Here is a 12,933-nt window from a genome sequence, read left to right on the forward strand (position 1 = left end):
GCGAAGGTCTCTCACCTCCACACGAAACACAGCGCCTCACGGCGCAACTCGAAGACGATCCACGCGCCCAGGAGCTGGGCCATCCTCTTACCCGTGACCACTGCTCCGTCCGCCACCTGGCTACTGCCCGCTCATCGCGCTCGACGGCCCTGTGCGCGGGGACCTGCGGCGACCAGCCCAGTCGGTGCAGCAGATACGACACCCCACGCGGGGTGTACCGGTAGCCGAGCAGGCGATGGATCAGCTCCGCGACCCTCGCCAGGGTCCACCGCTGGTCCTCTGTCCAGCCGTGCGCCGCCGGCCCCGCCTCCAGCTCGGCCTGCAGTCGTTCCGCCTGGGCATCGCTGAGCTGACACGGGAAGCCGCCGGGCCCCTTGGAGGCCAGAGCCCCGCTACCGCCCTCGCGCCAGGCGGCGTGCCAGGCGTACGCCGACTTCCGCGACACCCGTAACCTGCGGGCCACCTCCGGCGGCCGCAGGCCTCGCTCGAACATCTCCGCGGCCTCGAAGCGCACTGCCTCACGCTTCGCCCGCCCCGCAGCGGTCAGGCCGCCGCCATCCGCGTACCTCATGACGAGGATCTAGCACCGCCAACGCCCGCTGTCACCCCACCCTTTCAACCTCAGCGTCACCCCATGCAGAAGCCCCGTCAGGACGCGCCTGACGGGGCTTCAACTTTGCAGTTCGGAATGACGTGGGAAGGTCGACATCCCCCAGCGGAACGACGCCCTCACGCCGCATGCGAGGAACGGGCGAGACCCTCGAATAGAGCCTCGCCCGTTCCTGCGAGCGTCAAGAAGCTACTTGCCCTCTCCCCTCAGCAAGATCTGAACCTTTGACGGGAATTGCGGATCATCCACCATTACCGAACAGATCACAGAGCCACGGAATCCCGCAAATTGCATTCGGGCGTATTCGTTCGGATCGTGCAATACGAGCCACCCGGACGGACACGGGAGCGACACCTCAAAGAGGTTCACAGGAAGCACCACAGGCGGAGTCGACTTCCATACCTCGCATTCGACAGGACCGTCGACACTGGCCTGAACGCCGAAGATGAGTGAACTGCCCTCTCGATACCAACTGCTCGACGCCGGGTCCCAGTCGCTGACGTCATCGTCACTTCCCGCATCCCGCAAGATCAGGCATCCGTGCTCGATTTTTGCCAGGAATGCAACCACAGGGCTATTAGCTACCATTCCTTCTTGCTCTTTCCTTGTGAAAGTTGTGAGACGACCCCACCCTGCCGCCTAGCGCAGGGCAGACAGTGAGGATACGCCGTCTGAGGAGATCCGGGAGCGACGAGACTCGACGGCGGCTGGTGATCTGGAATCCAGTCCCCGTCCTTGGTGCCGGGGGTCGTGGCATCGCAAGTGTGGCAACCGTGCGCATTTCCGGATTCATTGATCAGATCTCGAACGCCATCTGCCTCAATGTCACCGTTCTCCAGGCCTACTCCCTCTCGGGCATTCGGACCAGCACCCAGCGTCAGATCGCACTTCTGACCTGGCGTTGCATTGTGAACGAGTACCGGAGTCTCGCCCGCCAGCACATAGTACGTGTGCAGGGTGCCGACCGTGAGGTCGTAAGTCGTCTCGTGCTGGTGGAAATTGTGGACCTCGGCAACCGTTACGGTCCTGCCGCCCGAAGTGCGGAGCTTCGTACCCGAGGTCAGATCGTGGGCGTCGGTCCAGCGGTGGTGGGTGGCGTCCCAGAAGGGGTGGTGCCAGGTGGTGGTGAGGGTCTGCTTCTCGGACTTCTGCTGCGGAGGGCCTCGGGTCGGGGCCGTGTTCAGGGTCAGGGTCGTGAAGTCCTTGTCGGTCTTCGTGACGATGACCCGCTGGACCTCCTCCGGGGCTGTGACGCCCGTCTGGGGGTCGGTGGCCAGGACTGTGTCGCCGGCCTTGAGCTTGCTGATCGGTCTTGATGTGCCGTCGGCCAGACGGACCTCGGTACTGGGGACGAAGCTGTGCACCGCGCCGCATCCTCTAGCGACGTCCTCACCGGCTCCCTCCGCCTCCGCCACGAACCGTTCCGCCTTCACCGCGTCCTCGGCGACCTTCGCGGCTTCCTCGGTGTCCTTCACAGCGGTGTAGGCCCGGTCCAGCGCGCGCCAGATCTTGAGTGCTTCGACGCCAACCTTGATGGCTTTGAAGACCTTGCCCCAGGGCACGAAGGTCAGGGCCGTGCTGATGCAGCCCATGACGTCGCCCTTGGTGAAGCAGTTGTAGGCGTCGGTCACGCCCAGCACATCCGCGACCAGGCTGAGCAATCGGTGTTTGAAGCCCGACGCCTGTCTCTTGGCCGCGGCGGCCGCTGCGTCAGCGGTGGCTTTCTGCCGCTCCAGGGCTCGCTGTTCCGCTTGGGCGTTGGCGGTGCTGTTGCTGATGTCGGCCTTGTACTTCTTGGCGTACGACTTGGTGTTGTTGGGGGTGCTGCCTGAGCCAGGGTGGTCGTTCATGGCCCGGTGCATGGAGTCCGGGTCTGTGGGGGTGCCGTTGATGCAGTAGGGGCAGTTACGGGTGGGGCAGTCGATGTCCGCGCAGCCGCCGGAGGGATCCGAGCTGGAGACCGGGGTGTCGTCGGCGTAGTCGTAGGCGTTCCAGCTCTGTGGCGAGCCCGGGTCCAGGACGGGGTCGGGGCTCAGGAAGCGACCGATGGTGGGGTCGTATTCGCGGGCGCCGAGGTTGGTCAGGCCGGTGTTGTCGTCCTGGGTGCCTCCGACGTAGCCGCGTTGCCCGACCCATGCCCCGGTCTGGTCGCGTGACTCGCCGAAAGGCTTGTACTGGCGGCGGGTGATCTGCTGGGTCTGGGAGTCGATCTCCAGGGTGCCCGTGCCCTGGCGGTCGGGGATCAGGTAGGTGAACTTGCCGTCGGAGGAGTGGGTGGCGACGGTCTGGCCGGCGATCGAGATGTAGCGCACGCCGTCGGCGCTGGTGGCGCCGGTCTTGAGGGTGATCTCCTCGTCGCCCGTGTAGAGGGTGGTGGCGGCGGGGCTGTGGCGGATCAGCAGGCTGCCGTCGGCGTCGTAGAGGTACTTCGTGTCACCGGCCGAGCCCGTCGAGGACAGTTCGGAGAGGTGGCCCTCGTCGTCGTAGTTGAGGGTGTCGGTGCCCGCGCGGGTGCTGCGCGTGTGGACGTTGCCGTCCTCGTCGTAGGTGTAGGCGTTGGTGGTGTTGGCTGTCGGGTCGCCCGGGACGACCGTTTTCACCGTCTGCACGGCGTGGGCCGGGCCCTTGCCTGCCGTGAACGGGTTGTAGGAGGACGTCGCGTCGTGGGACGTGTCGCCTGTCGTGTCGTGATCGACTTGGGAGGAGCGGGCGCCTGTGACGTCGTAGGACCAGGACTGCCAGTACGGCGACGGGCCGCCCACGGTCGTCGACGCGCCGGATGCCGGGGTGGCCGAGCAGGCGTCCGTGGCTGTCCACGCGTCTTGCAGACGCTGTGCCCAGTCGTAGTCGAAGCACTGGGTGTCGGTCGAACCGGTCTCCAGCTTGTCGGTGATCTTCGTGATGTTGCCGGAGGGCTGGTAGGTGTAGCTGGTCTTGTCGGCGATCGCGGCGCCTGACTGGGTGACGGTGGTGGAGTCCGTCAGGCGGTGGGTCTGGTCGTCGTAGTTCAGGGTCTGCTGCGCAAAGTTACCCGTGGTGCCGTAGGTCAACTGGTACGGCTCGTCGAACTCCGTGTAGCTGAGCTTGTCGACGTAGTCCCAGCTGTTCGTGGTGCCGCCGACGGACGTGGGGCGGCCGTAGGCGTCGTAGTTGTAGGAGACGGTCTCCTGCGGCAGCTTGACGGCCGTCGGGTCCTGGTCGGTGTAATTCCTCAGCGTGCCGGTGAGGTTGTACGTGTTCTGATGGATGTAGTTGCCGGCCAGGGCGCCTTCGGCCGCAGGGATCACGAGCTCGGTGGCCTGTACCCAGCCGTGGCTGTCATAGCCGAGGACCTTGTCGGTGTAGGCAGAGCCGCCGGTGCCGCCGACGTAGCGGATGGACGCGGTGGGCTTGCCCTTCTTCAGCGTGTCGTATGTCCAGGCGGCCAGCTCGTTAGATGTCGACTGCGCTACGCCGTCCGTGGTGTCGTACTCGGCCTTCTTGCGGCCCATCTCGTCGTACGTGTAGCTGATGGTCTTGCCGCGGTTGTCGGTCGAGGTCAGCAGCTGGCCGGCGTTGTCGTACGTGGAGCTGGAGGAGCCGGTGTCGGGGTCGGTCTGAGAAGTGCGGCGGCCCAGAAGGTCGTAGCCGCTGGACCAGGTGTGGCCCTGCCCGTCGTCCTCGCCTGTCTGGTGGCCCGCCGCGTCGTAGGAGTAGGTGACGGTGTCGGCGGCGCCGGTGGCTGTGGTGCCGTGGTAGCGCAGCAGCTTGGCCAACTGGCCACGGGCGTCCGTGTATGTGGTGGTGGGGGTGGCTCCGAAGGGTGTGGCGCCGGCGGACGGGGTGACGTCGACGCGGTCGGAGCCCGGGTAGGCGGTGGTGGTGCGCCAGGTCTCGGAGGCGAAGTGGTAGGCGATCGAAGCCGTGACCCGGCCCGCGGCGTCGTAGACCGTGGCGGTCTGGGACGGGGTCTTGTTGTCGGGCGCGTCGACCAGCGTGCCGGACGGGGCGCCGCTGTTGTAGTACGCGTCGGAGGAGCTGACCGCCCAGCCGTGCGAGTCGTAGACGGTGTCGGTGATCGTACGTCCGCCGTCGACGGTCGCCGTCTGCGTCTCCCGCGGGCGCAGCATCGCGTCGTAGAGGGAGATGGAGGTGCGGTAGGCGTTGTCATCGTCGAGGGTCTGGGTGGTGACCGTGGACGGCACCGACGGCGAGAGGTTGTAGCTGTACTTGACGTTGGGGTTGTTGTCGGTGGGGAAGCCCGGGCTCCACACCGCGGTCAGGCGGCCCAGCGGGTCGTAGGTGCTTGTGGTGGAGTAGCCGGCTGCGTCCGTGGTCTTCAGGTCCAGGCCGCGGGCGGGGTCCAGCGTGGTCGCGGTGGCGAAACCGGCGGTCTGCCCGGTGACCTTCGGTTGGGTGACCGTGATGGAGGTCGGGGAGGCACCGGTCGCGGGGGTGTAGGCGGTGGTCGTGACGCGGTTGTCGGCGTCGGTCTCGGTGAGTTCGCGGCCGTAGGAGTCGTAGGTGTTCTTCAGCGCCGTGATGTAGTGCGGGGTGCCGTCGGACGCCACCGAGTCGGCCTTCTGGACCATCGTCACATCGCCCTTGGTGGGCGTGGCGGTGTTGTCAGTGGAGCCGTCGAAGAAGGTGAGATCGTCGCTGAGCAGGTCCTGCGGGTACTTCGGCGTGGCCGTGCAGGAGACGGCGACCTCCTGGACCCGGCGCGGTACGGGCAGCTGGTTGCCGGCGGCGTCCGTCGCGTACCAGGTGCGGGTGCACTTGTCGTCGGTAGACGTCGAGGTGTCGCCCTGGTCGTCCACGGCCTTGGGAAGACCGCTGGCCCCATCGATGGTGTAGTCGATCTCGGTGGTGCGCGTGGTGCCGTCCGCCTTGGTGGTGACGGTGCGGGCCCGCTGGATGTTCGTGCGGCGCGCGACCAGCGGGTCCAGGCCCGCTTTCGTACGGGTCTGAGTGGCCGTCGCCGGTGAACTCCACGGGTCGGTGATGCCGTCGGACAGGAGTGCGCCGCCGTCTCCGTTGAACGACTGCGTCTCGAAGGTCTGGCCTGCCAGCCAGTCGGAGTCCTTCTGCGAGTCGTCTTTGGCCGTGTCGTTGAGCGTGACGCTGCGGGTGCCGGTGGAGGTCTTGTCGCCGTCCATGCCCCGGAAGTACGTCTCCCGGGAGAGTGTGATCTTCTCCGGGGACGTGCCGGTGCGGGTCTCGACCGTGCCGTAGCCGCGCCACTGGTTCCAGGTGCGGTACTTGGCCTGGGTCAGCGGGTCGTCGTTGTAATGCCAGGCCGGATCGCCGATATAGGCGTAGGAGGTCTGGACGGGGAGGCCGCCGCCGGTGGAGTCCTGTGTCGTCACGGAGTTGACGAGGAACTTGTTGAACCAGTCCAGCTGCGGGGACGTCTGCCCCGGCGGGGTCCAGTACTGGGGATAGCAGCGGTAGGTGTTGCTGTCCTCGCTGGACGGCAGTACCGCCGTGCCCGTGCGGTGGCACTGGGGCCCTGTGTAGTTGACGGTGATCACTTCGCCGGACTCGGTGGTGACCTTGGTCATCCGGTAACGAGTGATGGGTTGATAGCCGTCGAGGCCGTCCACACGGTTGGCAAGTGCCTGTCCGTCGAACTTCACCGGCGGCAGATCGAGGCTTCCGCCGTCCTTGCCGGTGCGCACGATCTGACTCAGCCACAGCGACGGGGTGGTCGTGTCGCCAGTCGGCGGGAAGGTCTGGGTAAGAGTCCAGGCGTCCACGTCCTGGTAGGCCGAGCCGACCAGGACCTGGGTACGGATACCCGTCAGACGCTTGGTGGTGAAGAACGCCGGGCCGTGGTTGTTGCAGGTTCCCGTGGAGGCGCAAGTCTGGTCGACGGGAACGTCCGGCCAGTGCGACGCGTTCGCCGCGGTCATCTTCGACGTGGCGCAGTCGAAGCTGGAGTCGGCCAGACAGCGCTCGGAGGTGTCGAAGAACACCTGGGCGGCGGCCGGGGCGGTGCTGTCGTAGACCTTGCCCGCCAACTGCCCGTACTGGATCTTGGAAAGGTAGCCGCTACGGGCGTACGTGGTCGGGGTGGTGGAGTTGTCCCGGCCGTAATAGCCGGTCTCCGGCGTGTACCAGTAGCTGATCGCGTTGCCGTGCGGATCGACGGTGTAGTCGAGGTTCCAGCGGTAGCCCTGCTGGCACCAGGAGTCGGCGAAGGTGGCGGCGTGGCACGGCTCGCCGGTGTCGTTGCCGTAGACGGGCGTGGTGAACACCGAGTTGGTGGTCGCGTTGCCCGTCGTCCAGCCGGGCAGCCGGTTCCTGCCGAAGTAGTACTGCGTGCCGTCGGCGGTGGTGACGACGAAGTACTCGTTGTCGTTGTCGCCGTTGACGGTGTCGGTCTTGACCTCGACCTTCTCGCCGCTGTCGCCCTGCGGGTGCCATGTACCCGACTTGTCGTCGTGGACGAGTGTGTTGGACGAGCCGTTCAAAGACAGGGTGAGTGTGTCGACGTCGTCGGACCAGCACTCGTCAGCGGTCTTGGGGGACCCGCCCGCCGTGTCGTCGGAGCAGGAGGCGTAGCTGCGCTCGACGAAGCCGGGCGAGTAGTCCCAGCCGTCACCGATCCAGGACGACTGCGCGTTCGTCGAGGAGGTCCGCCCGTCCACGCCCTGTGAGCTGTAGCCCAGGGACACGCTCGGAACCAGGCTGCCGGGCACGTCCGGCACCGAGATGGGGTACGAGTAGCTGAACGCGCCGGCCGAACCACCTGCCGACCACTGGCCGGACGGGGCCAGCGAGGTGGCCGCATAGCTGCCGCCGCCGCCCGAGGCGGTCGCCTCCGCCGCGAGGACGAGCGGCTGCGCGGTGGTGGACTTCGGCAGCGCGACGTCGGCCGATACCGTCTGGGTCTTGGCGTTGTTGGTCGAGATCAGCGGAGTCTGCTTACGGCAGGCAGCGGCTTGCGGAGTGGTCAGCGCACAGGCAGGCAGGCGCACCAGGCGCAGCCGGCCGGCCCAGTCGCCGCCGTAGGCATCCTTGAACGCCGAGTAGTCCAGACCCACTTGAGCGGTGCTGCCCGACGCAGTGCTGTCCGGCTGGACGGTGAGAACCACGCCGCGGACGCCGAGCTTCTGCGCGGCTGTCTGCCCCGGCAGCGACACGTGCACACGGGTGCCCGCTTCCGTCGCGTGCGCACCCTTCACCGATGCGACGATCACCGGGACACCGTCAGCCCGCTTGGCAGCGGCTCCGCGCGGGGGAACCGCCACGTCGGCCGCCCCCTTGGCAGGCCAGGTCCTGTGCGCCTCGGCGGCGTTCCAGCGCGGCATGTGCGGAACCTTGGCGGCCTTGCCTTTGACCGGCGAGACGGGTACCGAGGGTTCTTTCTTCGCCTTTACGAAGTAATCCGCGTGCTGTCCGGACGCGAGCGCGTCCGTCGGCGAGAGAAACCCGACGAGCAGGGCAAGCACGCCGATCGCGACAGTCCATAAAGCGGGCAACCTGCGTATCCGCATAGTCTTTCCGTACATCCGCCAACGCGAATTCCGACGCACTGTGGACCCCCCCATTCCAGCACGGCTGCCGAAGAGATATTCGATCAGATTAACGACGCCACTCACAGACCCTCCGCATGTTCAAAAGGTATAGAGATCACCATGCATCGACCTCTGTTCGACTAAATTTCCAGGTCAAATGAGTCAAATTTGCTACGAATAGTGGCGATTACTCAACAACGTGTTCAACAGGGTTGTCACGCGGTAAAGTTGCACACTTCATCTACACGTCCGCGAGTCCCTTTCCCGGCGACATCCCCCTCGGACCGTTGTGGCTCCGCAGTGAATGCAGGTAGCCTCCCTCGCGCCCACAGGCATTTATCACTCGGACTCAAATTGGGGGGCAGATGTCCGATCGTTTCCGCCGACTTTCATCCGGCGGTCCATTCAGAAGGAGCTCGCGAATACCATGCAGACTCCTGGTCCTTGCCACGGTCAGCGCGCTCTGCCTGACACCGCTCGCAGTTCAGCCGGCCGCGGCCGATCCCGCGCCGGGCTCCGTCGCGGATGTCAACACCGACCGGCCGGGCCTGACTGCGGCGCCGACGGACGGCACGAAGCCGCCGGAGCCCACCGGCTCTCTGCGCCCGGCCGATGACGAAGACGGGCTCACGACGGCCGAGGAATCGGCGCTGGCCGGCGCTCAGAAGGAGGCCACGGCAACCGGCAAACCTGTTCGGGTGGACGCCCTGACCACTGAGACGGCGACCACCACGGCGAACCCGTCGGGTACGGTCACCTACGACTCCAGCCTGCTGCCGGTGCGGGTTCGCAAGGCGCACCGCTGGGTTCCGGTCGACGCAACCCTGACGCGTAACGCGGACGGTACCTGGAGCCCGAGGACTGCGGCCGAACCGCTCGCCTTCTCCGGCGGCGGTACGACCCCGCTCGCCACGATGGCCAAGGGCAGGGCGTCCCTCGCTCTGTCCTGGCCCCATGCGCTGCCCGCCCCGCACGCGTCCGGCGCGAGCCTGACCTACCCGGATGTGCTGCCCGCCGTGGACCTGCGAGTCACCGCCGATACACAAGGTGGCTGGTCACAGGTCCTTGTTGTCAAGAACGCGCAGGCAGCCGCCAACCCCGCGCTCGCCCAACTTGCCCTGACCACCCGGGCCAAGGGCGTCGCCGTCACCGATGACGGTCACGGCAACCTCGCCGCGACCACCCCGGACGGCAAGGTGCTCTTCAGCGCCCCGCAGCCGGCGATGTGGGACTCCAGCGGCATCGGCGCGGCCCACACGCCTCTCGAGGCCGGTCCCGCGCCCAAGGCCCGAGTCGCCCGCGTCCAGGGCCGCCTGCGCGGCAGGACGCTGTCCCTGGTCCCCGACGCCAAGCTGCTCACCGGCGCGCACACGAGGTTCCCGGTCTTCATCGACCCCACCTGGAACCCGCACGACGCCTCTGGTGCAAAACAGCACTACGTCGAGACCCAGCAGGGCTGCCCCACGGCGAAGAACTACGACTCCACCCAGTACGGCGACCCCGGCGTCGGCTACAACAGCTGGTCCGGCTGCATCGGCGGTGAACGCTCCTACTTCCAGCTCGCCGTCCCCTCGGGCATCTGGGGTGCGCACATCGTCTCGGCCACGGTCGACGCGAAGGAGAACTACTCCGCCAGCTGCAGCCTCTCCTCGGACATCTACCTGTACTGGTCCGGCGCGATCAGCTCAGGCACCACCTGGAACGCCAAGCCGTCCCTGACCAGCAAGCTGGCCACCAAGAGCTTCGGCCCGGCCTGCACCAGCGAGCCCTCCGGCGGCTTCTCCGTGACCTCCACGATCGCCAAGGGCGCCGCCGCGCACTGGACGAGCTGGACCTTCGCACTGGTCAACAGCCAGAACGGCAGCAGCGACGGAAACTACTTCAAGCGCTTCGCCAACAACCCCTCCATGTCCATCACCTACAACCACGTGCCGAACAAACCCGGCACCCTGGCCACCAAGGTCGGCTCCACCTCGCTCGGCTGCGGCACCACCGGCGACTACCCGATCGTCGGCAAGACCCTGGCCACTACCCCGCCCACCCTCAACGCCACCATCAGCGACACCGACAAGGACGCCCTCGCGGCGACCTACTCGTACTGGGTGGGCAGCGGTACGGCCACCACCACGACCAGCGCCACCGTCGCCAGCGGCGCCAACGCGCCCAAACAACTGCCCTCCTCGTTCATGAGCGGCCTCGCCGACGGCAGCGTGGTCAGCTGGAAGGTCACCTCGACGGACGGCGAGGACACCTCCGCTACCTCGGCCACCTGCCACTTCACTGTCGACCTGCACAGCCCGGCCCAGCCCACCGTCAAGACCGCTGACAGCCTCTATCCGGAGGACGCGCCCGCCATCACCACCGCAGGCACTCCGGGCAGTTTCACTCTCTCCGTAAACCCCGGTACCAACGGCAACAACGCCGCCAAGTTCCTCTACGGTCTGGACGCCGCGCCCCCCACGTCCAACACCCCCGCCTCACAGACTAAAAAGGCCGACAACAACACCGCCACGATCACCGTGACCCCGGCGGCACCCGGCACGCACACGCTCTACGTGTACGCCGTCGATTCCGCAGGAAACGTCTCCTCGCAGCAGCAGTACGAGTTCGCCGCGCTCGGACACGCCGCGCATACCTACCCCAGCCTGCAGGCGGCCTTCAACAACACCGCCACCACCGACGACAGCAACCACACCACGGCCGACGCCGACGGAGTGGGCGGTTCCCTCTCCCTCCAGACCCTCAAGGCAGCCGGCTGGCAGCCCGGCGGCAAGATCACCGTGGACGGCACCACCTTCACGTTGCCCAACTTCGGCGCCAGCACCGGGGACAACGTTCTGGCAGCCAACCAGACCATCCAGATGAACGGCACCAGCGGCCAAGCCCTGGTCTTCCTCGGCTTCTCCACCTACGGGTCCGTCGGCTCCCATCATCAGGATGGCGACACCACCAGCCCCGTCGTCCCCGACAACACCAACACCTCCGCCACCAACTGCAGTCTGGGCAACGGAACCTATGAGGACTGCGTCACACCGAAGGGATCCATCACCTACGGAGACGGCACCTCACAGCCCTACTACCTGACCATGCCCGACTGGCTGGACGGCCCCGACGCACCGGCCACCGTCACCCTGCCGTACCGCAACGTCCCCAGCGCCCAGGTGACCCACAGCACCCACATCTACGCCTTCGCCGTACCTTTGAAGGCCGGTGCCACCGTCAACTCGGTGACACTGCCCGACCTGGCCGATACCGCGCGCAAGTACGTGCCGGGAATGCACATCATCGGCATGTCCGTACGCGACACCACCACCGCAGCCAACGGTGCCGCATGGAGCGGCAGTTGGAGCGCGCCCACCGAGGGCCTGTTCCAGTTCTCCTCCATGGGCGCCTTCAGCAACCAGACCTTCCGGGAAGTCAGCCAGATAAGCGCCGGCGGCGACCACGTGCGGCTGCGTCTGTCCAACGCCGTGGGCACCGACTCACTTACCATCGACCATGTCACCGTCGCCCCGTACAGCAGCGGCGCGACCACAGCGTCCGCACCCGTGGACGTGACCTTCGGCGGCGTCACATCGGTGGTGATCCCGCAGGGCGGCGAACTATACAGCGATCCGATTCCCATGGCGGTCGCCCCAGGCGGGGTCATCACGACCAGCATCCACCTGGTGAACCGAGTGAGCTTCCTCGTCATGCACCCCTGGGCGGGCAACGATACCCTCGGTTACGTCAGCGCCGTCGGCAGCGGCGACCACACCTCGGACACGGCCAACACGGCGTTCACAGGCACGGGCACGGTCGCGGGCCGCTCCACCGACATCCTCACCGAAGTCGACGTCACCACCAGCCACCAGCCGACGGTCTCCGTGCTCGGCGACGGCCTCGTCAACACCGGTACCACGGGCAACACTGCGGGCTACAGCACCCCACGCTTCAACCAAGACCTGGCGGACCGCCTGATCACCAACTCCGACGGTGTGCCGGTCTACGGCGTTGTGGCCTCCGGCATCGAGAACAACTACCTCGGCACCGACCAGGGTCCAGGCGCAGGCGGTCGCGCGGCACTCACCCGCCTGGATCGGGACGTCCTGTCCGTACCCGGCGTCCGCACGGTCGTGGTCACGCAAGGCTTGCAGGACATCATCGCGGGCCATGACGACGTCGACATCGACAACTCCCTCGGCCTCCTGCGCGACCAGCTCAAAGGCTGGGGCATCAAGGTCATCTTCACTACCCTGACGCCCTGCGACGGCTACAGCGCCTGCACTGCGACCGTCGACCAGAACCGCATCGACGCCAACACCTGGATCACCAACCAAGCCGACTTCACCACGCCCACGGTGAGTTACGTGGACGCAGAGGCGGTCGTGGCGGTCGTCGACGCAGCGAGTAAGGCCGACCCACAAGCACTGAAGCTCGGCACCGACGCGGCCCCGGCGGACTACGACTCCGGCGACCACGTCAACCTCACCGCCGACGGCTACAGCGCCATCAGTAACGCCTTCGACCTTGCCTCACTCGGGCCAGACGCGTAGCACGGCGACAGCGGCCGGGTGCACCGCACCATTCTCGTGGCGCACCCGGCCCCGTGCCGCCCTCCTGCGTGAGCGCTGCGTGAGCGGACGGCCCAACATCAACCGCCGCGAACCAGATTAGCCAACATGCTGGGCGCCGCTGGCCTGCTCAAATACCGGCGCTCGGCAGAGACAAGCACCACCCGGCAAAGAGGGTCTGTGTAGCGAACGGTGGAACTCGGTCGGTTTTGTTCAGCGGCGTCCGGCGGTGAGCCGGCCGTCGAAGGTGATGTCGAAGGCTTGGAGT

General features: G+C 66.8%; 2 protein-coding genes and 1 pseudogene. 1 reads left to right on the forward strand and 2 read right to left on the reverse strand.

Features of this window, described 5'->3' with window-relative positions; all coding sequences use genetic code 11:
* Positions 1-82: 82 nt before the first annotated feature.
* Positions 83-571: pseudogene (locus ACZ3KP_RS34345) on the reverse strand (winged helix-turn-helix domain-containing protein); the annotation flags it as partial.
* A 620-nt stretch (positions 572-1,191) separates the two neighbouring features.
* Positions 1,192-7,905, reverse strand: coding sequence for an RHS repeat-associated core domain-containing protein (locus ACZ3KP_RS34350; protein ID WP_467504340.1), 6,714 nt, complete (start codon positions 7,903-7,905; stop codon positions 1,192-1,194).
* 905 nt (positions 7,906-8,810) lie between these two features.
* Between ACZ3KP_RS34350 and ACZ3KP_RS34355 the strand changes: the two genes are divergently transcribed.
* Positions 8,811-12,647, forward strand: coding sequence for a hypothetical protein (locus ACZ3KP_RS34355; protein WP_467504342.1), 3,837 nt, complete (start codon positions 8,811-8,813; stop codon positions 12,645-12,647).
* The last annotated feature ends 286 nt before the right edge of the window (positions 12,648-12,933 follow it).

It is taken from the genome of Streptomyces sp. NPDC020958, from assembly GCF_055562175.1.